Annotated in this window: 20 protein-coding genes; 17 read left to right on the plus strand and 3 right to left on the minus strand. The window is 39.2% G+C overall.

What is annotated here, in order from left to right:
* Positions 1-83: 83 nt before the first annotated feature.
* The 17 genes from JFU24_RS18350 (at position 84) to JFU24_RS18430 (ending at position 17,025) form a co-directional block, all read left to right on the plus strand.
* Positions 84-446 (plus strand): DUF2294 domain-containing protein, encoded by a 363-nt coding sequence (locus JFU24_RS18350; protein ID WP_053348632.1) that lies wholly within the window; start codon positions 84-86, stop codon positions 444-446.
* A 72-nt stretch (positions 447-518) separates the two neighbouring features.
* Positions 519-1,316 (plus strand): formate dehydrogenase accessory sulfurtransferase FdhD, encoded by a 798-nt coding sequence (gene fdhD, locus JFU24_RS18355; protein WP_201187292.1) that lies wholly within the window; start codon positions 519-521, stop codon positions 1,314-1,316.
* Between the two features lie 192 nt (positions 1,317-1,508).
* The gene (locus JFU24_RS18360; protein WP_201187290.1) at positions 1,509-2,381 is read left to right on the plus strand and encodes a LysR family transcriptional regulator; all 873 of its coding nucleotides are present in this window, start codon (positions 1,509-1,511) and stop codon (positions 2,379-2,381) included.
* 155 nt (positions 2,382-2,536) lie between these two features.
* Positions 2,537-3,463 carry an AEC family transporter gene (locus JFU24_RS18365; protein ID WP_201250271.1) on the plus strand — a complete coding sequence of 309 codons (927 nt, stop codon included), beginning with the start codon at positions 2,537-2,539 and terminating at the stop codon, positions 3,461-3,463.
* Positions 3,464-3,781: 318 nt separating this feature from the next.
* Complete coding sequence (locus JFU24_RS18370; protein WP_053348637.1) at positions 3,782-4,804, plus strand: Bug family tripartite tricarboxylate transporter substrate binding protein; 1,023 nt, start codon at positions 3,782-3,784, stop codon at positions 4,802-4,804.
* Between the two features lie 63 nt (positions 4,805-4,867).
* Positions 4,868-5,317 (plus strand): tripartite tricarboxylate transporter TctB family protein, encoded by a 450-nt coding sequence (locus JFU24_RS18375; protein ID WP_207198866.1) that lies wholly within the window; start codon positions 4,868-4,870, stop codon positions 5,315-5,317.
* Between the two features lie 18 nt (positions 5,318-5,335).
* Complete coding sequence (locus tag JFU24_RS18380; protein WP_053348639.1) at positions 5,336-6,862, plus strand: tripartite tricarboxylate transporter permease; 1,527 nt, start codon at positions 5,336-5,338, stop codon at positions 6,860-6,862.
* A 79-nt stretch (positions 6,863-6,941) separates the two neighbouring features.
* Positions 6,942-8,534 carry an ATP-binding protein gene (locus tag JFU24_RS18385; RefSeq protein ID WP_201222684.1) on the plus strand — a complete coding sequence of 531 codons (1,593 nt, stop codon included), beginning with the start codon at positions 6,942-6,944 and terminating at the stop codon, positions 8,532-8,534.
* The gene (locus JFU24_RS18390) at positions 8,531-9,238 is read left to right on the plus strand and encodes a response regulator (protein ID WP_057215817.1); all 708 of its coding nucleotides are present in this window, start codon (positions 8,531-8,533) and stop codon (positions 9,236-9,238) included. Before JFU24_RS18385 ends, JFU24_RS18390 begins: the two co-directional genes overlap by 4 nt.
* A gap of 392 nt (positions 9,239-9,630) precedes the next feature.
* Positions 9,631-10,683: a fatty acid desaturase gene (locus tag JFU24_RS18395; protein WP_201250272.1), complete on the plus strand. Its 1,053-nt coding sequence runs from the start codon at positions 9,631-9,633 to the stop codon at positions 10,681-10,683.
* Positions 10,684-10,777: 94 nt separating this feature from the next.
* On the plus strand, positions 10,778-11,899 hold the full coding sequence (locus JFU24_RS18400; RefSeq protein ID WP_201187280.1) for a sensor histidine kinase: 1,122 nt from the start codon (positions 10,778-10,780) through the stop codon (positions 11,897-11,899).
* A 12-nt stretch (positions 11,900-11,911) separates the two neighbouring features.
* Positions 11,912-12,520, plus strand: a complete 609-nt coding sequence (locus JFU24_RS18405) for a response regulator transcription factor (protein WP_053348644.1) — start codon at positions 11,912-11,914, stop codon at positions 12,518-12,520.
* A 145-nt stretch (positions 12,521-12,665) separates the two neighbouring features.
* Positions 12,666-13,187 (plus strand): peptide-methionine (S)-S-oxide reductase MsrA, encoded by a 522-nt coding sequence (gene msrA, locus JFU24_RS18410; protein ID WP_201250273.1) that lies wholly within the window; start codon positions 12,666-12,668, stop codon positions 13,185-13,187.
* Positions 13,188-13,585: 398 nt separating this feature from the next.
* Entirely contained in the window at positions 13,586-14,281 is a 696-nt protein-coding gene (locus JFU24_RS18415; RefSeq protein ID WP_201222688.1) for a response regulator transcription factor, read from the plus strand.
* Positions 14,278-15,633, plus strand: coding sequence for a sensor histidine kinase (locus JFU24_RS18420; protein WP_201222693.1), 1,356 nt, complete (start codon positions 14,278-14,280; stop codon positions 15,631-15,633). The genes JFU24_RS18415 and JFU24_RS18420 overlap by 4 nt, the downstream gene beginning before the upstream one ends.
* A 65-nt stretch (positions 15,634-15,698) precedes the next feature.
* A complete protein-coding gene (locus JFU24_RS18425) occupies positions 15,699-16,247 on the plus strand; it encodes a PepSY domain-containing protein (RefSeq protein ID WP_201250274.1) in 549 nt (182 codons plus the stop codon).
* Between the two features lie 289 nt (positions 16,248-16,536).
* Positions 16,537-17,025, plus strand: coding sequence for a tetratricopeptide repeat protein (locus JFU24_RS18430; protein ID WP_201222697.1), 489 nt, complete (start codon positions 16,537-16,539; stop codon positions 17,023-17,025).
* Positions 17,026-17,327: 302 nt separating this feature from the next.
* On the opposite strand, the gene shc is transcribed toward JFU24_RS18430, so the two are convergent.
* The 3 genes from shc to JFU24_RS31385 all read right to left on the minus strand — a co-directional run bounded on the left by shc (position 17,328) and on the right by JFU24_RS31385 (position 21,970).
* Positions 17,328-19,226 carry a squalene--hopene cyclase gene (gene shc, locus JFU24_RS18435; RefSeq protein WP_201250275.1) on the minus strand — a complete coding sequence of 633 codons (1,899 nt, stop codon included), beginning with the start codon at positions 19,224-19,226 and terminating at the stop codon, positions 17,328-17,330.
* A gap of 182 nt (positions 19,227-19,408) precedes the next feature.
* Positions 19,409-21,064, minus strand: coding sequence for a M14 family metallopeptidase (locus tag JFU24_RS18440; protein WP_309558268.1), 1,656 nt, complete (start codon positions 21,062-21,064; stop codon positions 19,409-19,411).
* Between the two features lie 459 nt (positions 21,065-21,523).
* Positions 21,524-21,970, minus strand: a complete 447-nt coding sequence (locus JFU24_RS31385; RefSeq protein WP_207198793.1) for a DUF1450 domain-containing protein — start codon at positions 21,968-21,970, stop codon at positions 21,524-21,526.
* Positions 21,971-22,063: the final 93 nt, after the last annotated feature.

A 22,063-nucleotide genomic window follows, 5' to 3' on the forward strand; every position in this document is an offset into this window, starting at 1 on the left:
CCAAATTCCTTTCGTTTTTTTTCTTGTTGATTTATGATAAGAAAATTGAGAAGTGTAATTCCGTGAATTGGAGTGAGGGTAATATGTCAAAAGTAATTCATGAATTCAATGATATGATTCGTAAGCTTCGTAAGGAACTATTTGGGAAAGGCCCGGAGCGTATCCACACAGTTTTCGTTGAAAATATGGCCGTCTCAACGTTATACGGTAATTTAACTCCGACGGAAATGTTCATATCAAGCACAGAGGAAGGAAAAGAGATGGTCCATTCAGCCAGAACTAAAATGATTCAGGATGTATACTCGGTGAATCCTCCGGAAGGAATGGAGAAATTGGTTGGAGCTAAACTAGTCCATTTGTTTTCAGATATAAAAGTAAAAGAAAATATAGCGATTTCCGTATTTGTCTTTGATAAGGAAATAGCGGAAAAACTAAACGGGCATTGACCAACCTCTAGAAGATATAGGTTCCTAACATATTAGGTCAATTAGCTCCTAGACATTAAAAGGAGTGGGGACATGAAAGCAATTGAAATGAAGCGGGACATTATCCGTATAGCTAATGGAGAAATTGAGAGAATAGAAGATACGGTCGTGACGGAGTTTCCTGTTACTGTGAAAATAAATGGACAAGAATTTGTTACCATGGTTTGTACACCTGAATACATTGAAGATATGGTCATTGGTTACTTGGCTTCTGAAGGAATTATCAAAAAATATGAAGAAATAAAGGAAATTTGGGTGCAAGAAAAAGAAGGTTTTGTTCATGTGAAAACGGATAAGGTGAACCCATACTACCAGGACTTTCAAAATAAGCGGTATATTACGTCTTGCTGTGGGATGAGCAGGCAAGGATTTGTCTTTGTAAACGATGCACTGACTGCTAAGAAAATGGATAATATTTCAGTAAAACTTACACCTGATGATTGCTTCCGCTTGATGAAGGATCTGCAAAATTCTGCTGTCACGTTTCAAAATACGGGTGGAGTTCACAATGCTGCGTTATGTGATGTCGATGGCCTCGTATTAAGTCGGATGGATATTGGACGACATAATGCTCTGGACAAAATATATGGATATTGCTTGAAAAATGGTATTTCGATAGAAGGAAAGGCTATCGTGTTCAGTGGCCGAATTTCATCGGAAATTTTATTGAAAGTGGCGAAGATTGGTTGTGAACTTATACTCTCAAAATCTGCTCCAACAGAACTAGCTTTGGAGTTAGCTGAAGGATTAGGAATTACGACGGTCGGATTTATTCGTAATGATTCCATGAATATCTATACATGTCCTGAAAGAATTCAATTAAATGAATAAATGAGCGTATTCCTCTTGAATGTTGCCACCCCCCACTAGGGAAAAGGGTGGAGAATTTGCTTAAAGGTAAAAAGGTCCTTGCCGGCATGGCTAGGACCTTTTTTTGACTTTGTTAAATAATATATCCTTCAAGCCTTTTGTGGTACAGTTTGGGTAAAACAATTACTGGAAAGTTATATCGGAGGAAAGTCAATGGATGAAAGGGATTGGCATATTTTAAAGGTTTTATATCAAAAAAAGAATATTACTAAAACCGCGCAAAGTTTATATATCTCGCAACCTTCTTTAACAAAACGAATTCAACAAATCGAGAAAGAATTTAATTTGAAGATTGTGGAGCGGGGAACAAGAGGTGTCCAGTTTACCCCTCAAGGGGAGTACTTGGCAAACTGTGCTGATGAGATGCTGATTAGGCTCCGTCAGATAAAAGAGACTGCGTTTAACATGGGACAGGAGATTAGTGGAACGTTGCGATTGGGAGTTTCCAACTATATTACGCTTCATAAGTTGCCGGGCCTGTTGAAAATTTTTCGTGAACAATTTCCTAAGGTTGATTTTAATGTGACAACGGGTTGGAGTAAGGAAATACTAAACCTCATTTACAACGAAGAAGTCCATGTTGGGATTGTACGTGGGGACTATCAATGGTCGGAATCAAGGCATCATCTTTTTGAGGAAACGATTTGTATCGCTTCAAAGGAAAAAATTGATATCCAGGACCTGCCATCTTTGCCGAGGATTGATTATGGGACCGACGCTCTTTTAAAATCGATGATTGATAATTGGTGGAGAAGGAATTTCTCCAGACCCCCTTTGGTTGGAATGGAAGTGGATAAGGGTGATACATGCAAAGAAATGGTCAGGAATGGGCTAGGATATGGAATTCTTCCAAGCGTCTTACTGGAGAAAGACCAAAATCTATATCAGATTAATTTGAAGGATGAACAAGGAGATATACTTATTAGAGATACTTGGATGTTATATCATGAAAAGACGCTAGAATTAAAGCTGGTCAATGAGTTTGTCCAATTTGTTAAGAGTGTCGATTTTATGAGAGATATTTAGATAAAGCACAGAAACTTCTGTGCTTTTTTTATCATTCCTTTTTTGAATAGCCAACGATAATTTATTCGTATTTTAATTATGGGTTCATCCACATTATGATGTATGAGAGAAGTGAATCTACAGGATATTTCCTTTTGAAATGGAGAGGTAGTAATATGAGTGTTTTGTTTCTAATTTTATTGAATGTCATTGTACCTGTCTTTTTTCTAATAGGAGCGGGGGTATTTCTTCATCGTAAATTCCATCTGGATATGAACACGTTGTCTAAATTGAACAATTTCCTGCTTATGCCGGCCATTAGCTTTGTTAATATTTATCAAAGCAAGATGGGAGGGGGGATGATTGTACAAATATTTGGCTTCCTTGCCCTTCAAGCTGTAAGTCTCATCATAGTAAGTACATTGATTGCTAAACTCGCTAAGTTTGATCAAAGTCTCTCTGCAACTTTTAAAAATAGTGTGGTCTTAAATAACTCAGCCAATTTTGGGATGCCAGTCAGCCAGTTGGTGTTTCATAATAATCCTCTTGGGCTATCAATTCAAGTCATCGTTATCATCTTTCAAAATCTACTAACCTATACATATGGATTGATGAATTCCGTTTCCGTTCATACAAAAAGTGCAAAGGGAGCGATCAGTGAGTTCTTGAAGAACCCTGTTATCTACGCTCTCTTACTTGGTTTCGTTTTACAGGCGACTTCAATCAATATTCCTTTGTTTTTATGGACTCCGATTGATAATATAGCAAGTGCGTTCATAGCGATTGCCTTGATTACACTGGGTGCACAGAGTGCGTACTTAAAAATAACTCACTTCCCGCTTCCGCTAATTCTTAGCTTGATTGGCCGTTTAATACTCTCCCCATCTATTGCCTTCCTAATCATTCTCATGCTTGGGCTGGAAGGGACGGTTGCTCAAGGATTATTTATAGCAAGCTCATTTCCAACATCAAGAAACAGTGCTTTATTTGCTTTGGAATATGGTAACCATCCGGAGTATGCGGCACAGGCCGTCTTGATGTCCACTTTATTCAGCAGTATAACGGTAACGTTGGTCGTATATCTATCAAAAATTCTATTCTAGTTGGACTGCTCTTAATGGGCAGTCTACAGTTTTTTTAAAGTGTTTGTAAAATTCGAACCGTGATTGGAACGTAAGGCACTCGTTTTCCCCGCAGGAGTCTCGCACCTTCCATTCCAATCACTTTGTTTAATTTAGATAGACCCCCTTTTGTCTACAAACTGGGACTGCTCTGAAGGAGCAGTCTTATCCCCCTTTTCCTGCTATAAAACTTTATGAACAATATGGATATTATGGAATTTATGTTTTTTAGGTGAATAATTAAAGAAAAGGTATAAATTTTTGTAAAATTAAGAAAACGCTTTCAAAAGGGGGATTCATATGTTTTCTCGTAAAAAGATTTCTGCGGTTATATTGGCAAGTTCGTTAGCCCTAAGTTTAGGTGCATGCAGTAGTTCGGATACATCAGGCGAAAAGAAAGAAAGTACTGGATATCCGAAAAAAGCCATAACGATTGTTGCTCCGTCGGGTGCAGGTGGCGGATGGGATTTAACAGCTCGTTCATTTACAAAGGTCTTAAGTGAGACAAAACTGGTAAACCAGCCGTTAACCGTTGAAAACAAACCCGGTGGTGGTGGTGCTGTTTTTATGGCGGAATATGCAACACAGCAAGTTGATAATAACGACATGCTGTTTGTGAACTCGCCCCCTGTCATTATTAATAATCTTAAAAAAGAGGGCAACAGTCCTTATGGATATAAAAATACGACTCCTTTGGCGCAGCTGACAAAAGATTATGGAGCTATCGTAGTCAAAGCGGATTCAGAATTTAAAGATTTAAAATCAGTGTTGGAAGTAGTAAAAAAAGATCCGCGCAAGCTAACTTTTGCAGGAGGATCAGCTCCTGGTTCCATGGATCACTTGATTTCCATTCTTCCAGCCTATGAATATGGTTTAAATCCTACTGAACTTAAATATGTATCGTACGACGGTGGCGGGGAAGCGATAACGGCATTGCTTGGAGGCAATGCAGATGTAATTGGAACGGATGCCTCTAGTGTAAGAGAGTTTTTAAAAGCAGGGAAGATTAGAGTTCTGGCCGTAACATCGACTGAACGCCTTGGTGGAGATCTTAAAGATATACCAACGGCTAAGGAACAGGGAGTAGATGCTGAGTTTACCATTTGGAGGGGAGTTTTTGGTCCTCAGGAAATGTCTGATGAAGCTAAAACATTTTGGAACGAATCTATTGCAAAGTTAGTTGAAACCTCTGAATGGAAAAAGGAAGTCGAGGCACAAGGATGGGAGCAAGAATATAAAAACAGTGAAGAGTTTGGCAAGTTTTTAGAAGAACAAGAGAAACAAGTGCAGCAATTATTAGAAGCTTTAGGAATGGAAAAATAATGGGGGAAGAAGGAGGTACTTCTCCTTCTTCTTATTTTCTGAATTGGGGGGATAAGGGTGGACATGAAATTTGACCGCTTTGCAGCTGTAGCCTTTCTGGCTGTCGGTGTGTTGTTTATGATAGGGAGCAGGAATTTATCCAGTTCTTCTTATGGAAGTTCAGTGGGGCCAGATATTTTTCCATTTGTTTTGGGACTTGTTCTTGCTGCATTGAGTATTCGCCTATTTTATGAGGCATATCAGAGTAAGAGACAAGAATCGAGTAAGGAAAAGCTGGAGTATAAGCCTTTTATCATTATTTTACTCTCAACATTGATTTATATTTTGACATTAGAAACATTTGGGTATGTCATTACAACCTTTCTCTTTTTGTTTGTTTGCTTTCAAACTATGGAACGGAGCAAGTGGGTAACAGCACTCATTATATCTGCAGGGTTTTCCGGAATCGTCTATTTTTTATTCGTAAATGTCTTAAAAGGAACACTGCCTGGTTGGCCAATCTGGTTTTCATAAAGGAAAGAAGGATGAGTAATGGGCACTTTTGATTATTTATTACAAGGGTTTGAAACAGCACTTACTTGGTATAATTTGCTTTTTGCTTTTGTTGGAGTATTGATTGGAACGGCAGTTGGTGTTTTGCCAGGGATTGGACCGATGAGCGGTGTGGCCCTTTTAATTCCGGTAACGGCTTCAATTACGGGAGGACTTCCCCCAGAGCAAGCGGCAACAAGCGCCATCATTTTACTTGCAGGTGTCTATTATGGAGCGATGTATGGAGGCTCGACAACTTCTATACTATTAAATACACCTGGGGAATCTTCTTCTGTTGTTACAACATTGGATGGCTATCAAATGGCGAAGAAGGGCAGGGCTGGAAGTGCTTTGTCTATTTCTGCCATCGGTTCCTTTGTTGGAGGGATTGTCACCCTTATCGCTATGATTGCCTTAGCTCAACCATTATCGACGATTGCCATAAAATTTGGTCCAGCTGAGTATTTTTCACTTATGCTTCTAGGACTGGCAGCTGTTAGTGGTTTGGCGGGAAAGTCAGTAACGAAGGCGTTAATTATGACTGTTTGCGGCTTGCTGATTGGGACGATAGGCATTGATAATGTATCAGGGATTGCTCGTTTTACCTTCGACGTTCCCTGGCTATATCAAGGGGTTGAATTCCTGACAATCGCAGTTGGGTTATTCGCCCTTGGAGAAGTGTTCAAGACGATATTGGAAAAAGAAGAGGATGACGGGGAAATCGCTAAGATTAGTAATTTGATTCCTTCCAAAGAAGAATTCAAAGAATCCGCGGGTCCCATTGCCAGGGGATCGCTCTTAGGTTTCTTTGTAGGAATCCTACCAGGTGCAGGGGCAACTCTTGCTTCTTTCTTCTCTTATCTTATGGAAAAACGGATTTCAAAAAAACCTGAGAAATTTGGTACTGGAGCAATTGCAGGAGTAGCAGGGCCTGAGACAGCTAATAACGCAGCTTCTGGTGGAGCGATGATTCCATTATTGACTCTGGGGATTCCAGGTTCCGGTACAACAGCTATCTTAATGGGAGCACTCATGATGTACAATGTTCAACCTGGACCATTATTATTCGAAGATCATCCTCAGGTAGCTTGGGGACTTATCGCCAGTATGTTCATTGGGAATCTGATGCTTCTCATCCTTAATCTTCCGCTCGTTAAGGTTTTTGCAAAAATCATTGAAACGCCTAAGAAGTACTTGATTCCGATCATTATCGCGATTTCCATTTTTGGTGTTTATGCGGTTCAAGTATCCACTTATGATTTATTGCTATTATTAGGGTGCGGGGTCTTGGGGTATTTCTTAAGTAAAAATGATTATCCAATCGCTCCATTGGTACTAGGGTTGGTATTAGGGCCGATGATAGAAAATAATATGCGCAGAGCCTTGACCATATCCGATGGTGATTACAGCTTGTTTTTCACTAGGCCACTTTCACTTACCTTTTTGATTGTAACGGCATTATGGCTGCTCATTCCGGTTTTACTTAAGAAGAGAGGGAAAGATGTCGTCATCAATATAGAAGGTTAATAAATATTTTCTGAATGTTGCAAAAAAACTCCTTTTTTAAAGGGGTTTTTTTTTATATGATGTAAGAAGAGGTGATTGAATGCGTTTACATACTAAGTTGATGCTGGGCATCTGCACGTTAATCATCTTAATAGGTGGAATCTTTGAAGTTATTTTTATAAATATCTTAGAAATTAACCTGAAACAGGAAACAGGGGAAAAAGCATTATCAGTTGCCCAGACTATTTCACTGCTGCCTGAAATTAAACAAGCCTTTCAAACGGATAGCCCTTCCGTGATCATCCAGCCTATTGCGGAAAAAATTCGCAGACAGATCGATGCGGAATTCATTGTAATAGGAGATGAGAATGAAACACGCCTGTCTCACCCTAATCCCAAATTGATTGGGAAGAAAATGGTAGGGGGAGATAACGCCGAGGTTTGGAATGGGAAATCAATCATCACGGAATCAACCGGGACATTGGGCCCTTCCATAAGGGGGAAAGCTCCAATAGAGGATGAGGGAAAAGTCATTGGTGTAGTCTCTGTTGGTTACATGCAGAACGATATTGAAAATGAAGTGTCTAGAATACAAAGAAAGATAGTATGGACCATCTCTTTTATCTTAATAGGTGGTTTACTAATTGCCTTCTTTATTTCATTAAATATAAAAAAGGCCATATTAGGACTTGAGCCCAAGGAGATTGCCTGGATGTTTCAAGAGAAACATGCCATTTTGGAATCCATTCATGAAGGAATTATAGCCATTGATGTCTATGGGAAAATCACTGTTGTCAATGAAACGGCGCATAAATTCCTTCATATTCCTAAAGACGTTGTGCTACGCGGGAGAAAAATTGAAGAGGTCATTACAAATACACATCTGCTTGATGTAGTCAGTACAGCACAGGCCGAATATGATCAGGAATTTATGATAGACGGTGAAATTTTTTTGGCAAGTCGCATTCCAATATTAAATAAACACGGAGAAGTTATCGGTGCTGTTGCGAGTTTAAGAAATAAGTCCGAACTATCGAACCTTCTTCAAGAGCTTTCCCATGTGAAGGCCTATGCAGAGGGGCTAAGGGCACAGACACATGAATATTCCAATCGGCTTTATACTCTTCTTGGTTTGATTCAACTGGGGTCCTATAAAGAAGCGATAGATTTTATATCGAAGGAAGTAGATGTCACACAAGGGTTCATTCACTTTTTAATGAAGGAAGTACCTGATCCGATTATTGCTGGGTTCATCTTAGGGAAAGTAAGTTTAGCAAGCGAGCTGAAAATTCATTTTACTATTGATAGAGAGAGCAGTTTTAAAGATATTCCGTCCGAAATAGACCGGGATGTGTTAGTGACGATTATCGGTAACCTTATCAATAATGCTTTTGAAGCGGTACGGGAAAACCAAAGGGAGGAAAAAAAGGTTTCGTTGTTCGTAACTGATTTGGGTAAAGAACTGATTATCGAAGTTGAAGATAACGGAAAAGGGATGAATTCAGGTGTTACCGAACAAATTTTTCAGAAAGGTTTTACCACGAAAAACCATCAAACTAATTCAGGGATTGGTCTGAGTCTTGTTCAGGAAGCAATTAATGGTTTAGGAGGATATATCACTTTTTCATCAAAGGAAGGGGAATATACGATCTTTACAGTAGCCATACCAAAAAACAGAGGGGTGATTAAATGAAGGCTATTAGCGAAATAGAAGTTTTAATCGTAGAAGATGACTTACGGATTGCTGAAATACAGAAGCTGTTCATCGAAAAAATTGAAGGGTTTCAAACCATTGGGATAGCGTCAAGTTATGTCGAAGCTAAAAGCTTCATTGAAATCATGCAGCCGGACCTATTGCTGCTCGATATGTATTTTCCGGATATGAATGGGCTCGATATCCTGAAAGAAATCAAGCAGCAAAGCAAACAAATGGATGTCATTATGATTACGGCAACAAAAGAGATTGAAAAAGTCCAGGAAGCCATTAAAATCGGCATATTTGATTATATTATCAAGCCTGTCGTATTTGAACGGTTCAAACAGTCCTTACTCCGATATCAAGAATATTACATTAAATTATCTGAATTAGGAAAGGGCAATTTTCCTGTGACACAGCAACAAGTGGATAAGCTTTTGAGAAAGGAAATGAATGACAAGGAAAGAGAACAGACTTCATTGCCAAAAGGGATTGATAGGATGACTTTGGAGAAGGTGATGGTAGTGTTGGGAAACACATCCCCTGGGTTAACTGCCGAAATAGTGGCGAAGGAAATCGGAGTGAGTAGGACTACGGCAAGGCGTTATCTTGAACACTTGATGTCTGAGGAAAAAATTGAAGCGGATTTAACATACGGCACGGTAGGACGGCCTGAAAGGGTTTATGCCATTAAGATATAAATGGATTCGCCTTGTGGTGAATCTGTTTTTGTGTTTGAGCAATACATAGACTTGCTTTACATATAAGGGAAGTATGTTTCGATTGGGTTGAAAATAGTTAATTGTTTTCCCCCATTTGAGTGGATTTATCAATTTTTGAGGGGTAAAAATGATAAATGAGGAAAAAATACGTGTGAAAAGTGAAAGGATAGACAAGTATATGACGTTTGTCATGCCAGCCAATTGACGTTTATGACTTCAGATGATCGGTGATTATTCCTATACTTAAGAAGAGAAAGATAGTTCGTTAAATTTAACGGGCCAAGGCGTAAATTATAGTTGCTTTAAAATGTAAGCTTACCAATCCATTTAAACACTCCACGTTTCTATATAATATTTATTAGGAGGAAGTTATGAGTAACCATAATCAAAAACAATTGAGAAAAGATATTGCCCCTTTTGAAATGTCCAATACTAAATCAAGTGTGAAACAACTTTTAAATACATTTCCACCCTTTTTTCTATTATGGTTCTTAGCCTATCAGAGCTTATCGATCTCATATTGGCTGACCCTTGCATTTAGCGTTCTGGCTTCAGGGTTTGTGGTCAGGATTTTCATTATTTTTCATGATTGTTGTCATCAATCGTTTTTCAAAAGTAGGAAAGCGAATAATATCCTGGGTACAATCAGTGGAATCGTCACATTATTTCCGTATGAACAATGGAAGCATAGTCATTCCATACATCATGCAACAAGCAGTAATTTAAACAAACGCGGTACTGGCGATATTTGGGTCATGACCGTTGATGAATATGTAGCCGCTTCATTCTGGGGACGTCTAGCTTATCGTTTATATAGAAATCCGATCGTCATGTTTGGTTTAGGACCATTTTATCTATTCCTTGTGTCGAATCGTTTGAATACAAAAGGCGCTAGAAAGAAAGAACGTATGAATACGTATTTGACAAATGCTTCTATTTTGGTGATTTATGGTCTTTTATGCTTGGCTATCGGATGGCAGGCATTCTTGATGATCCAAGTACCGCTTCTTTTTGTAACGGGATCACTGGGCATCTGGCTGTTCTATGTACAGCATCAGTTTGAAGATTCTTATTTCGAAGAGGAATCAGAATGGGATTACGTGAAGGCTGCCATTGATGGAAGTTCTTATTATAAGCTTCCAAAGATTTTACAATGGGTAACTGGAAATATCGGTTTCCACCACGTGCATCATCTTAGTCCAAGAGTGCCAAACTATAATCTGGAAAAAGTCCATGATTCCACCCTTCCTTTGCAACAGGCAACAACAATCACTCTTGGTTCAAGCTTAAAATCGCTTCGCTTCCGCCTTTATGATAGCGAAAACAAAACGTTTGTAAGTTTTAAAGAGATTAAGCACCGTCTAAGCGATACAAAATCAAAGGTAGGAATCAATAATAAACGTCCAAGTCTTCAAGAAAAATAAATAGTTTATTAAAAAACCATTCAATTTCCATTGGATGGTTTTTTGATAAAACTCCTTAGTATATACTAGGAGTAAAAGAAAAAGAGGCAGCGCCATGCAAAGTTGGTATCATATCTTTCCGAAGAACACAGGGCTAAGCCCTTATGTCTGGATCATTTTTTGTATCCTCCCTTTTTATTTCATTTTCAAATCTTCATCTATGTTGGAGATTGTTTTTGGAATCGTCATGATCATTTTGTTTTTCATTTCATATGGCCTTTCATTCGTTTCAAAGGGATGGCCCGTATACGTTTGGACTGCGATACAAATAGTCATATCCATATCCATGACCATATTTTTCAGCTACATTTACTTTTCACTTTTTTTAGCATTCTTTATTGGGAATGTTCAAAATAAGGTTGGTTTTTTCGTATTATATTCGATTCAGTTATTAGCTACCATCGTGTCCGTCAATATTGGGTTCATCATGAAAGATCCTACCTTCTTTTCGCAATTTCCCTTTATGCTCATTTGTGTAGTAGGCGTGATTCTTCTCCCATTCAACACATATAATCGGAATAAACGGGATAGGCTGGAAGAACAACTGGAAGATGCGCATAAAAGAATATCCGAACTTGGCAAAATGGAAGAACGTCAGCGGATTGCTCGTGATTTACATGATACTCTTGGACAAAAACTTTCTTTGATTGGCTTGAAAAGTGACCTTGCTGGGAAATTGATTGATTTAAACCCGGATTCGGCTAAGAAGGAAATCAAGGATATCCGCCAAACGGCGAGGACGGCACTCAAAGAAGTACGGGAAATGGTGTCGGAAATGCGTGGGGCTAAGCTAAGCGATGAAATAATCCGGGTCAAGCAAATTTTGAAAGCGGCAGAGATAGAATTCAAATTGGAAGGAACCACGGAATTGCAAGATACCCCATTGCTTGTTGAAACGGTTTTAAGCATGTGCTTGAAAGAAGCTGTGACCAATATAGTCAAACATAGCTGTGCCGACTGCTGTAATATCGTTATAGAAGAATTAAAGACAGGAGTGACGATCAAAGTCCAAGATAATGGAGTGGGGCTTTCACACAAATCAGAGTTTTTTAAAGGCAATGGACTTCAAGGAATGAAAGAAAGGCTTGAATTCGTTAACGGCAGCCTAGATATTAAATCAACTGAAGGAACTACACTTTACATTAGGGTTCCGAATGCTATAAAAAATAATGAATAGGTGGGATTAACTTTGATTCGAATCGTTATTGCTGAAGACCAGCGGATGCTGCTTGGTGCGCTAGGTTCTATCCTTGATTTAGAAGAGGATATGGAAGTTGTCGGAAAAGCAAGCAATGGGGAAGAAGCAATGAATCTCGTAAATCGTTTAAAGCCGGATATCTGCATTACGGATATTGAAATGCCCGTTAAAACAGGCCTCGATGTAGCAGAAGAGATTAAGAGTCAGGGCCATCAATGCAAAGTCATCATTTTAACAACTTTTGCACGTCCTGGATATTTTGAAAGAGCCAGAAAGGCAGAAGTAGGTGGATATCTACTGAAGGATAGTCCAAGTGAGGAATTGGCAAACTCAATTAGAGTCATCATGGATGGTCGGCGCATATATGCTCCGGAGCTGGTGGATATGGCTTTTGAAGAAGAAAACCCGTTGACTGAACGAGAGAGTCAAGTGCTCAAATTGATTGCAGATGGTAAGAATACTAAGGAAATTGCCAGCCAACTTTATCTAACTAATGGAACGGTTCGTAATTATATTTCGGTCATTCTCGATAAATTGGATGTAAGCAATCGCGTTGAAGCGATAGTAAGATTCAAGGAAAAGGGTTGGTCAAAAGATTGATTTAGGGTTTGCCAAAGAGGCAGATCCTTTTTGGCACGATGACATGGCGGTTCCGCAAATTATAAAGAATCAAAAAAACATATGGTTGGGGTTAGGATATGATATATTAATTTTTATTCATAAGTATTGGAGGGAGATGACCATTATGCAAAAAGCTACATTTGCTGGAGGCTGTTTTTGGTGCATGGTGACACCATTTGAAGAACAACCTGGCATTGGAGGAATCGTATCCGGTTATACAGGTGGACAATTTGAAAACCCAACTTACGAGGAAGTGAAGACGGGAACTTCGGGCCATTATGAAGTCGTTGAAATTACTTTCGATCCTATGTTATTTCCTTATGAAAGACTGCTGGAATTGTATTGGCAGCAGATTGACCCAACCGATGATGGCGGTCAATTCCATGACAGAGGAAGCCAGTATCGCACGGCTATCTTCTATCATAATGAAACTCAAAAACAATTAGCTATTGAAACTAAGGAACAGTTAGCAGCTAGCGGTAAGTTCAAGAAACCTATAGTAACTGAAATCCTGCAGGCCCAAACCTTTTATCCGGCTGAAGAATATCATCAAGGCTATCATAAGAAGAACAAAGATGAGTACAAAGCGGACCGTGCGAAATCAGGACGCGATGAATTTATTGATCAACATTGGATTGGTAAATAAAAGAACAAAAGAACCGGATGTGTTTTCACATCCGGTTCTTTTTTCAATTTTGACTCTTTCTTCATGTAAGTATATTCGTTGTTAATAAGGGCGATCCAACAGAATTTCTAAAGATTCTTCTTTATCGGTAGTATATGGGACAGTTGGCGCGAAAAAATGACATAGAGCATAAGGCAGTGGATTGCTGGGAATCCGCCCCTATTAATTAAAGCTCTACAGTATCGATAGTTAAGGAACATAAAACAGGGAGGTCACCTCTCTTTAATCTGTAAAGATAGAAGCAGGGCTTTTTTTTCTCTATAGAATTGTTTTTGTCATACGATTTAACGAGAAGGGTTCAATTTCTCATGATATTTTCATTTTTCTTCAGTACACTAAGGGGTAGGTGGTGTTAAATAATGATTAAAAGAATTTTAATTATAGAAGATGAAGAAAAAATCGCGAGGGTCATACAGCTGGAACTGAACCATGAGGGTTATCAAACTGAATCGGCTTTTACCGGAAAAACAGGTCTGGAAAGGGCTGAAGCTGAAGAGTGGGATTTAATCTTATTAGATGTGATGCTACCCGAGTTAAATGGCATAGAAGTACTTAGGCGTTTTAGAAAAAAGAATGGTCACACACCAGTCATCCTCTTAACAGCCAGGGATGCAATACCTGATAAGGTGAACGGCCTGGACCATGGTGCGAATGATTATGTAACAAAACCATTTGAAATAGAAGAACTACTTGCCCGGATTCGTGCTTGTTTTCGGATGAATGTACAGGGGAGCCAATCAGAAGAAAAAGCGGATGACCTTAAGGTCCATGATCTGCAATTGAACCTTGGTACAAGGGACATTCTGAGGCAAGGTAAAAGGATCGAGCTGACTTCCCGCGAGTTCGACTTGCTAGTTTATCTTTTGCAAAATAAAAATCAAGTATTGTCGAGAGACCAAATCCTGACCCATGTATGGGGGTATGATTTTGTAGGGGATACGAATGTGGTTGATGTGTATATTCGTTATTTACGTAAAAAAATTGATTATCCTTTTGATTTGCAGCTCATACATACCTATCGAGGGGTAGGATATAGCTTGAAGGAGCCAGTATGAAGATCCGGACGAAAATCCAATGGTATTCTAGTCTTTTTTTAATCCTCATGCTGGTAGTGCTGAGTATCATCGTTTTAACCGCCTTTCTTTGGATTTCCGTTGAGAGGGAACAGGATATGCTTGAAAATCAGGCTTCGTTAATCGAAGAAAATGTCCAGGCGAAGGATCTATTCTCCGGCAATTCTAGCTTGGTAGAGCCATATACCCCAGACGATGGAATGGTACGAGTATTTAACACCGAAAGACGCTTGGTCAACATATTTACTGATGAAGAGGACCTCCAGGGGCTTATAATAAAATCCGTTAACGAGAAGGGATATGATTTTACCAAAGTCGACGGAGAGTATGTGTTAACCTACCGCTATCCTTATCCGGAAGAAGGTAAGCCGCTTGGAATGATTGAGGTCACCCAGGCACAGGACAGCCTTCTTGATAATTTATCAACACTTGCACTTGTGCTTGCTGGTTCATCCCTTTTTGTCATTCTTTTATCCATTTTTGCTGGCAAGTGGTTGGCAAATCTAATTCTTAAACCAATATCCATCATGAGCGGGACAATGATGGATATTGAGGAAAGTGGAGAATTCAAACGGATTCCGCTATCGGATCAATCAAAGGACGAACTACAGGTAATGGGAGTTTCATTCAACAGGATGATAGAAAGGCTAGAACGGAATTATAACCAACAGCAGCAATTCCTTTCAGACGCTTCACATGAGTTGAAAACACCGATTACGGTTATTGAAAGCTATTCCTCACTATTGAAACGCTGGGGAATGAAGGATGCAGCGATTCAGGAAGAGGCAGTGGAAGCGATCCATCATGAAGCCATCCGGATGAAAAAGTTGACGGAACATCTTCTACAGGCGGCTTCCCAATCGGAACCTTCAGTCGATATGGAGGAAAAAATCGAACTTATTTCATTTTGTGAACAGATTGCCCAAACGTTTAGACGGACTGGGAATCGTGAAATAAATATACAATCCGAGTTTAAGGAAATATATGCAATGATCATTTCCAGTAAGCTTGAACAGGTGTTGGTCATCCTATTGGACAATGCCATGAAATACAGTGAATCGGGTATAAAGATCTTGATTAATCAGCAGGGAAATGAAGTTTTTATTGGAGTGAAAGATCAAGGTGTAGGCATATCACCAGAACATCTGTTACATGTATTTGAACGCTTCTATCGTGTGGATTCATCGAGAGCAAGGAAAACGGGAGGCAATGGACTTGGTCTTTCCATTGCTCGATCAATTGTTGAGTCATTCGGCGGCAAATTGGAAATTCAAAGCGAAGTGGGAGAAGGAACGTCGGTGACGATTATTCTTTCTCATCAAATTCTAATCTAGCGTTCATGTTCGTTTCATGAAGGATTGTTATTCTTAAGGTAACAAATTAAAGGAGGAATTCATTCATGAAAAAGCAGTGGAGCATGATAAAACAAGGTATCATCCAAAAGAAAAAGGTAATAATGACGGTGTCCATAGCCTCTGTATTGCTTTTCGGTGGTGCTGCCGGAACGGCCGTATATGCAGTCAATAAGGGTGCGCTATCTGAAGACGAGGCTGTCAAAATGATTTCAGAAAAACTAGGTGGGGAAGTTACTCAATATGAAAAAGATTGGGACCAGCCGATGACCTATGAGATGACCGTTAAAACGGAAGAAGGCTATCAAGACGTAGATGTGGATGCTGAAAAAGGAGAGATTCTTTCTCAGGAGATGGAAGACGATGATGATGAGGATATGAGCACTCAAAAAGCGGTGGAAACTGCCAAAATCAGTATGGATCAAGCTGAAAAGATTGCTTTGAAAAAGGTGGATGGCCAAATTACGGATGTAGAGCTGGATTCTGAGAATGGCATCCTTGTATACGAGCTGGAGATAAACCAGGGACAAAAGGAATATGACGTAGTAGTTGATGCTACTACGGGGAAAGTATTAAAAACCGAATTGGATGATTAATCGAATATCAAGACCAAAAGTTGTTTCGAATACGTAACATTTATTGTTAATAACCTTGCTGAAATGATTATCAAAGACTAAAAAGGATTTGCCATGGGGCAGATCCTTTTTTTGTTAGTAATCTAAATACTTACAAAATCCATTAAAAGAATAGTTGATACAGTATCTGGTCAGTCATATTAGTTTTTTTCTTATAAATGACCAATGGCAATATCCGTTTCGAAATTAAGAAGGAATTAAAGGGTTCCTCCAGAATAAGGGACATAAAGATCTTTATCCAATAGGGGGAATGAGAGTGAAGAATTTAGAAGCGGCGCTATCGTTACGGTGTAAGAAAGAGTTTGAGAAATCAAATCAACTTTTAATGGAACTCGCAAAGAAAAATCCCGAGGATGCTGTAATTCAGTATCAATGTGCCTGGAGTTTGGATATTCTTGGGCTTGAGTCACAGGCTGTGCCCTATTATGAAACAGCGCTCACATTGGGTTTATCAGAGGAGGATGCTAAAGGTGCATATTTAGGGTTGGGGAGTACATATCGTACCATTGGAGAATATGAAAAATCAAAACGAACATTAGAAACAGGGCTGAGCAAGTTTCCTGAGGACAAGGCTTTAATAGTATTTAGAGCAATGGCATTCTATAATTTAGGACATCATAATTTGGCAATGGAATCTTTACTGAAAATTATTGCGGAAACTTCTAAGGATCATGCAATCCAGTCATATGCAAAGGCAATAGAATTCTATAGCGATAAACTTGATACGGTTTGGAAGTGAAAAATAATAAAACAGTGAGGATTCATCCCCAAATTATCCACAAAACCTTAAGAAGACAAGTAATCTAGAGCTTGTGTGCATACTTTCGGACAAATAAGTTGGCAAAATACATAAGAATGAACGTTACTCACAGCAATTGTGGATAATAATTTGTTTATAAAATGCTTCGGGTCAATTTTTTGGCTAATTATATGTGGATAACCTTAAAATGTGGATAACTGTACTTTTATGTGCCACCCTTTTCCACAGGTAATCCACATATTCATCTTTTTATGACGAAAAAAAGCGCCGACACACAGCGCTTAAACATTCATGAACTTATTTCTGTAGTGACTTAAGGCCAATAGCGGATAAATATAGCGATAGCTGTGATAATGGATATACACAAAATTTTCCAGTGCCTGACCTGCAGGATAGTCATTGGTCCAGCTTTCTTTTTGGGCTTCGCGAATGAGATAGGTGATGCCTTTTTCGATTTCGGGTGTCGTTTTTTCAGATGCCGAAATCAACGCATCCACAGCCCAAGCTGTATGGGTCAGGGTGCTGGTCCCGAGAGGCATATAATGTTGCTTGATGTCACTGTAACAAGATTCTCCCCAGCCTCCATCTTTATTTTGAATTTTCTTTAACCAGGCCAAAGCTTTTTGGATAGCTGGGTGATCAGAGGATTGCCCAGCTGCCTTAAGGCCAGTCAGTGCAGACCATGTGCCATATAGGTAGCAAACTCCCCAGCGTCCGTACCAAGATCCGTCGCGCTCCTGGTCTTTCAAGAGCCAATCTACGGCTTTTTTGCTGACTTTCTCAGGTTTCTTCAAATTTGTATAGTTCCCTAAAAATTCAAGTGTTCTTCCTGTTAAATCAGCGGTCGATGGGTCAGTTAGGAGATATTTGGCTCCTTTGAAAGGGGTAAGGTGTAACCATTTATGGTCGTTATTTCTTTCGAATGCAGGAAATCCGCCATCATCATTTTGCATGGAAATCGTGAAGGCGACACCACGCTGCCAGCTGTTCTGATTATCTGGGTTTGTTTGCAATTGACCGGCAAGCGCCCGTAGTGAAGCAGTCGTATCATCTACATCTGGATTCATTGTGTTCAAATCTGAGAAACCCCAGCCACCTGGAACCGCGTAAGGGTTATGAACCAGCCAATCACCATACATATAATGCTGACGGGAAAGTAAGTACTGATTTGCGGCTTTAACAGTTTGATCTTTGGAAGGCAATCCTGCTTCTTGCAAAGCATAGCTGATTAAGGAGGTATTCCAAACATGGGCTGTTGTAAATTGGATATGAGTGTAACCATCAACTGAACAGGCCATTCCCTTCAGACCGGCAACTGCTTTTAGGATCACCGGATCTTTTTTCGAATAGCCGGTTGAGAGAAGTGCAAAGATCATGAAAAAGGTAGAAACAAAATAATTGTAAAGCGTTCCGTCGGGCTCTAGCCGGTCGAGCATATATCTTTTCGTTGACTCTAGCGCCAAGGAATGCAAATAATCTGGATAACCAATTAAGGTTTTGACACCTGTTTGAAGTTTGGAAAAGAAAGAGCGGTATTCGTCCGTTCGATATTCCTCCCACACATATTCTTCAGTACGTTCCTCCCGCGTTTGATATAAATCTTTTAAACTAGGAGCGTTCGAGGACTTAATCTGATACTTTTTATGTCCAAGCAGAAGCATGGGGATCATGTTAACTCTCCCATATACGGAAAAGTCATAAATGCTGATGAAAAAGGTTGGCGGCAGTAATATAACCTCGAGTGGGATCGGGAATAGAGGAGGCCATTTATATTGGCCAGTGACGGTGAGCATCATTTTAGTTAGCGTATTGGCCTGTTTGATTCCGCCGTTAGAAAGAATGAATTGTTTGGCCTTTCTCATATGGGGATCTTGTTTTTTCCGTTGGCCGCTATATAGAAGACCATAGTAAGCTTCAATTGTGACCGAGAGATTGCCTTCCTTTTCATCATGGAAAAGTTTCCAAGAACCGTTTTCTGTTTGTCTGCTTTCAATCCTTTTTACTAAGGCCTCTATAAGTGGAGCATCTTCTATGTCTAAAATTTTTAGTAAAATAATCATATAGGCATCAGCTGTTATCCCAGTGTCAAAGGGATAGTTCCAAGATCCATCTGCTGATTGGTCTTGCTTTAAGCGATAAACAAGTCGGTTAATTTCCAATTGTACATGTTGGTGGTTCAAAGGTGTTCCCCCCTCCTAAACACATTGTCCGTTTATATATATATTCAAAAGTTTTTGCTGCATTCAAGAAAGACGACTGAATGGTGTCAGAAATTCTGCTAATGCTTAAAGATGGAATAAAAAATAAAACGCTTCGGCAAGGAAAGCTGCCAAAGCGTTTTTTAGATAGTAGTGGAGATTTATTATTTAACTGGTAATGCTGATTGTTGCATGTAGCGGTAAATCGGAAGTTCTCCGCCCTTAACAGCGGGAATGAAATTGAATGTCACATAGCTGTCTATGCCCTCAGGTTCGAGTGCGAGGGAAATGAAGTTAGCATCAGGCTGGTCCATGTTAAATACATAGCTTCCTCTCGGGAATTCCTGTTTTTTCGCTGATACATTGGTCGTCACTTCTTTGGTTGTATGTCCGCTTTCAAGTGTAGTGGACACTTTCAAATCCTTTACTTTGTAACTTTCAACAGATAATTTTACAGGTTTTTTTAGTTTTTTCACCTGCACTCCCAATAACTGAAGTTTTTTTGCAATATCTTCATATTCAGGTGGGAGGATATAAGCTGTTGGTCGATCTCTAACAAGGGTAGGGTAGGCATCGGTAGAATCCAGCCAATCGATAGGCGTATCGACCTTTTTGGACTTTGCTAAATCAACTACTGTTAACTTTTGATTTTTTATCAATTTATTTTCGCTGGTGATGACAATTTTATCATGATCATTTGCCTTTCTCCCTTTTTTCACCACTTCATTTTCGGCCTGCTTGACCACCTTTTTTACTGTACTGGCTTGATCAGCTGTCGTTTTAATGAAGGCCGCCTGAGCTGTAGCTTGTGCATAAACACGACGTTTGAAGTCAGTACGACCGATATTGATACCCCTTGTTTCAATTAAATAGGTCATCGTATTTTTCAATCCGAGAGCGTTGCGACCGATGCGGGCTTCTGTGCTTCCTTCAGTAGCGGTAAGAATTCCAGCATCAGAAGTATCAAGTGTATAGTAATCATGATAGGAAAGCTTTTCTTTTTCCAATGTTTTAAAAACATTAGGCAAAAGTAGTTCGTCGGATGCTTTTCGAAGCTGTTCCGGAATATTTAAATTTTTTGCTGAAGAAATGAGCAGATCATAGGAAGCGATGGATCCATTTGCGCCAACCTTCTTAAGGGGAGCGGGGTTCACTGTATATTCATGTACATCAAGAATGACTTCAGGCTCATAATCATTGATGGTTTGATGAATAGTCTGTACCTCAGGATACTCCACTTTTAAATAGTCTCGATTCGCATCCATGTCATTAGAGGTAAACCGTTTAAAATAATAGGAGCCATCTGGATTTACACGTGGAACGATGGCAATGTTCACTTTATCGAGGACATCACCAAGTTTTCCTTCAGCAAGCCATTGGGCAATAACTAATGTAGATTCACCAGAGGCGGGTTCATTGCCATGAATCTGACCTTGAATCCAAATCAACGGTTTCTTAGTATCCTTTTTCAGCTTTTTTGAATCCTTGCTGAAAAGGAGCATCGGGATATCGCGTCCTTCTGTAGATTGACCAATCGTCTTAATTTGGATGTTTTTACTTTTGTGGGATAGTTTTTTGATATAAGCTATCATTTCTTCTTGGCTTGTAAAGGCAATCTTGTCATGTTGAAAGGCAGGAGTATTGAAGGTAACTTTAGGGTCTGGGAAAAGGTAGGAGAGATTTTCTGGCTGAATGTAGCTAGGACCCTTGCCATAATAAGGGGTAAATTCATCTGCCTGAGCCGTGGAGCTTAGGCCGGGCAATCCAGTGATAAGACTAAGAGAGACAACAGAAACAATCGTTGGTATGATCTTTTTCACAGACATCCTCCTAATTAATCTTTTTTCCATAAATTATCACATATAATACTAGAAAAATAGCATAAACTTTGAAAATAGTAAAAAACAGGAAGTATCTACTAGGTTGATAAAGGGCGTTCTATGGCTAGGTGCCCAGAAGTAGTATGTATTCTGCTACTCCTCATAAATCACAATGTAAAACCTAAATCAAAGAAATGAAGACGAAACAACAATAAGAGAGCTCCAGCCGTGAAACAGTAGAGCAGGATCTTGTTTCATCCCGACTGCAATGGCTGATATAACGGATGCTCCAGAGGGGCTGATACAGCTAATCCTTTTATGCACTCCTATAATATAGAAGGAATAGGAGTTATAGAGGTTTTTTTCTACACGGTTTTCTTCATTATAATTTTAGGGATATAGTTAAAGTCTCTACAATAAAATAAGGACCAAAGCAATTTGAAGTTGCTTGGCCCGTATTTATTTTAATATGTTTTGTAACTGGTTTAAAAGATCTTGTGTATTTTCCCCACTCATAATCTGCCCGTTTACTTTAGCATAGGGTGTCTTATTACAAAGTTTACATTCACTTAAACATTCATATTCTTTATATTGAATTCGGGGGTTCGTCAAGAACTTTCCAAACACAGCGAGTGTTTGCTCATTAAGGAAACGGTCAAGATTATTTTGACAAAATTCAATCTGGATTTTCTCTTTTTTGGTGAACATTTTAGAAAGAAAGGTTTTCATCATATCGCTACTTTCATTGGAAGAGTAAATATATGTTATTTTGATTTTATCACTTAATGTTGCGAAATGCATGGTTTGAAAGAATTTAATACACAAGAACTTTATATAGATTGTGTGAACAAGAACGGATACAATTTCCAATTTATCAAAGTAATTCGCTTGTATATGTTGACACATGTCAAAGGAATGGTAGAATAGAAATGAATACGATATTGATAATGAATCTCATTATCAAAAAAAAGGAAAACACGTGCAGTTATTGTAGCTCAT

Source organism: Peribacillus sp. TH27 (genome assembly GCF_016650915.1).
In the GTDB taxonomy this organism is placed as follows: domain Bacteria; phylum Bacillota; class Bacilli; order Bacillales; family DSM-1321; genus Peribacillus; species Peribacillus butanolivorans.

What these genes read in the sequence shown, in the direction of transcription:
- JFU24_RS18350 (WP_053348632.1), top strand. Translation starts at nt 84, where the DNA reads ATGTCAAAAGTAATTCATGAATTCAATGATATGATTCGTAAGCTTCGT.
- fdhD (WP_201187292.1), top strand. Translation starts at nt 519, where the DNA reads ATGAAAGCAATTGAAATGAAGCGGGACATTATCCGTATAGCTAATGGA.
- JFU24_RS18360 (WP_201187290.1), top strand. Translation starts at nt 1,509, where the DNA reads ATGGATGAAAGGGATTGGCATATTTTAAAGGTTTTATATCAAAAAAAG.
- JFU24_RS18365 (WP_201250271.1), top strand. Translation starts at nt 2,537, where the DNA reads ATGAGTGTTTTGTTTCTAATTTTATTGAATGTCATTGTACCTGTCTTT.
- JFU24_RS18370 (WP_053348637.1), top strand. Translation starts at nt 3,782, where the DNA reads ATGTTTTCTCGTAAAAAGATTTCTGCGGTTATATTGGCAAGTTCGTTA.
- JFU24_RS18375 (WP_207198866.1), top strand. Translation starts at nt 4,868, where the DNA reads ATGAAATTTGACCGCTTTGCAGCTGTAGCCTTTCTGGCTGTCGGTGTG.
- JFU24_RS18380 (WP_053348639.1), top strand. Translation starts at nt 5,336, where the DNA reads ATGGGCACTTTTGATTATTTATTACAAGGGTTTGAAACAGCACTTACT.
- JFU24_RS18385 (WP_201222684.1), top strand. Translation starts at nt 6,942, where the DNA reads ATGCGTTTACATACTAAGTTGATGCTGGGCATCTGCACGTTAATCATC.
- JFU24_RS18390 (WP_057215817.1), top strand. Translation starts at nt 8,531, where the DNA reads ATGAAGGCTATTAGCGAAATAGAAGTTTTAATCGTAGAAGATGACTTA.
- JFU24_RS18395 (WP_201250272.1), top strand. Translation starts at nt 9,631, where the DNA reads ATGAGTAACCATAATCAAAAACAATTGAGAAAAGATATTGCCCCTTTT.
- JFU24_RS18400 (WP_201187280.1), top strand. Translation starts at nt 10,778, where the DNA reads ATGCAAAGTTGGTATCATATCTTTCCGAAGAACACAGGGCTAAGCCCT.
- msrA (WP_201250273.1), top strand. Translation starts at nt 12,666, where the DNA reads ATGCAAAAAGCTACATTTGCTGGAGGCTGTTTTTGGTGCATGGTGACA.
- JFU24_RS18415 (WP_201222688.1), top strand. Translation starts at nt 13,586, where the DNA reads ATGATTAAAAGAATTTTAATTATAGAAGATGAAGAAAAAATCGCGAGG.
- JFU24_RS18420 (WP_201222693.1), top strand. Translation starts at nt 14,278, where the DNA reads ATGAAGATCCGGACGAAAATCCAATGGTATTCTAGTCTTTTTTTAATC.
- JFU24_RS18425 (WP_201250274.1), top strand. Translation starts at nt 15,699, where the DNA reads ATGAAAAAGCAGTGGAGCATGATAAAACAAGGTATCATCCAAAAGAAA.
- JFU24_RS18430 (WP_201222697.1), top strand. Translation starts at nt 16,537, where the DNA reads ATGAGAGTGAAGAATTTAGAAGCGGCGCTATCGTTACGGTGTAAGAAA.
- JFU24_RS31385 (WP_207198793.1), bottom strand. Translation starts at nt 21,970, where the DNA reads ATGTGTCAACATATACAAGCGAATTACTTTGATAAATTGGAAATTGTA.